The 1,991-nt window shown below is 57.7% G+C and carries 1 protein-coding gene; it reads right to left on the bottom strand.

The genetic code is table 11. From position 1 onward, the window contains the following. The coding region (locus LG31_RS21480) for a DUF5801 repeats-in-toxin domain-containing protein (RefSeq protein WP_050513478.1) at nt 1-1,989 on the bottom strand (1,989 nt) is incomplete at its 3' end. Nucleotides 1,990-1,991 lie beyond the last annotated feature (2 nt).

The following is a 1,991-nucleotide window of genomic DNA, read 5'->3' on the forward strand; positions in this document are numbered from 1 at the left end:
GATACTCGGACCATCGTCCTTGAAGCTGATGACCTTACCGATATCCAGAACCCCGCTTGCGTGATCTCCATCCTTATCGGTGACGGTCAAAGTCAAATTCACGTGGCCAGAGCCCAGAAAGGTAGCTTCATCAGGATCAGAGGTTGGGTGAACTACAGCCCGCAGCTGATCAAGGGTCACCTTGCCGCTACCGTCGACCGTGAGGCTAAATACCAGCTGGCCAGTGGTGGCAGTGCGTCCTTCGAGGGTCGAACCATTCATGCTCAACTGAACTTGCTCACCAGTGGCGGTATCAATCAGACCAGAGCTGGCATTTTGTACATTCAGGCTGTAGCTCTGGGCACCCAGACCATCTGCCCCCGGCTGTACGTTGAACACACCACTGAAGTCAGCTGTTGCATCATGATTGAGGCTCGACTCATCGACCTGCAACTGCACAGCACCGCCCCAAGTCACAGTGGTGCTGACATCGTTGTAGTCGTAATCCGAGTTGAGGGTCATATCCTCCCAGTTCTGGTTGCCTGCGCTACCAGTATCCTGCAAATGTGAACCGCCAGGGTTAAGGCTCGCATCGCTGAACACGATGTTGGCACCATCGGCACCACTCAACGCAGTACTGCCAACGAATGCCTGCCACTTGCCATTAATCAACTGGAAGGTGACAGCGGCACCATCTACAAGACCGGGATTGGCACCGCCATTGGGGATAACAAAGAATCCGGTATGAGCAGGATCCAGCGAACTGATATCTGTCTGGCTTCCCACACTCTGACTGTGAACATTTGCCCAGATGACTTTACCGGACAACGGGGTGCCATCATCACCTTTGATGTAGTAGCCATAGCTATTTGAATAACCGGCGTTGCTACCCAGGAAGGTGACTGAGGAAGTCAGGGACAGCTCACCCACCTGGATTGTCGGCGTATCATCGTTAATGGTGACGGCAAGTACGCCACTGGCACTATCCCCGTCACCATCTGTCACCTTGTAGCCCACATTGAGGGTTAGATTATCTTCGGTATCGACCCCTGTGTGCATCAAGGGCTGCAGAAGTTTCACCGAGTAGGCACCAGTGATCGGGTCAGTAATGGTGACCGTCATCAAGACACCCCGAGTGGAACTGATAGACAAGGTTCCGCTTTGTGCATCCCACGTGGAGGTTACGCTTTCACTTCCCAACGAAGTCGGGCCGGAGAGCTCAAGCAACTTGAGGCCATCAGCCCCGGCCTGATAACTCAGGTTGCCGTTGACGCTGGTATTGGCCCCTGCGACATCACCAGAACCGCCATTGATCCCGCCACCAAGACCTTCATCGTCAAGTACCAATGCAGCCTGCACATTGCTTGCTTTGGGACCGTCATCTTCAAAGCGGAACACGCCATTGGCGCCAAGGTCCACTGACGCGCTGGCGCTATCGCCATCGGCGTCGGTCACAGTTTGCACCAACGTCAGCACGCCGCGGTCCAAGGTCAGCGCCACGCTGTCATCTGCACTGGTGGTGTCGCCATGCCAGACGTTGTCCAGCAGGGCCAGCGTCACTTCCCCGGTGCTCGGGTTGATGGTCAGGGTGAAGTAGTTCACCGTACCGACACTGCCGGTGATGACGTTGCCCACCTGATTGAGTTCGATGGCCGCGCCCTTGCCATTAGCGGCCAGCGGGTCAACCGCATACAGGCCGCTCGCCACGTTGCTGCCGGTCAGCGCCAGGCTGTAGCCGATACTGCCTTGCCCATCCGCCCCGAAGGCCGGCGCGAACTGGGCCTGCACATTGGCCGCACTCAAGCTGGCACTGGCCACCCCGTCACTGCCAACACCGCCCAGACTGACCAGACTCTCGTCCACGGTCGCACCAAGACGCGGGGCTTCTTCTGCCAGCCCGGCACGCGGGCCGTCATCCTCGAAGCGGAACACGCCGTTGGCACCCAGGTCTACAGACGCGCTGGCACGGTCGCCATCCGCATCGGTCACGGTCTGCACCAACGTCAGCACGC

It is taken from the genome of Aeromonas lacus (assembly GCF_000764665.1).
Lineage (GTDB): Bacteria > Pseudomonadota > Gammaproteobacteria > Enterobacterales > Aeromonadaceae > Aeromonas > Aeromonas lacus.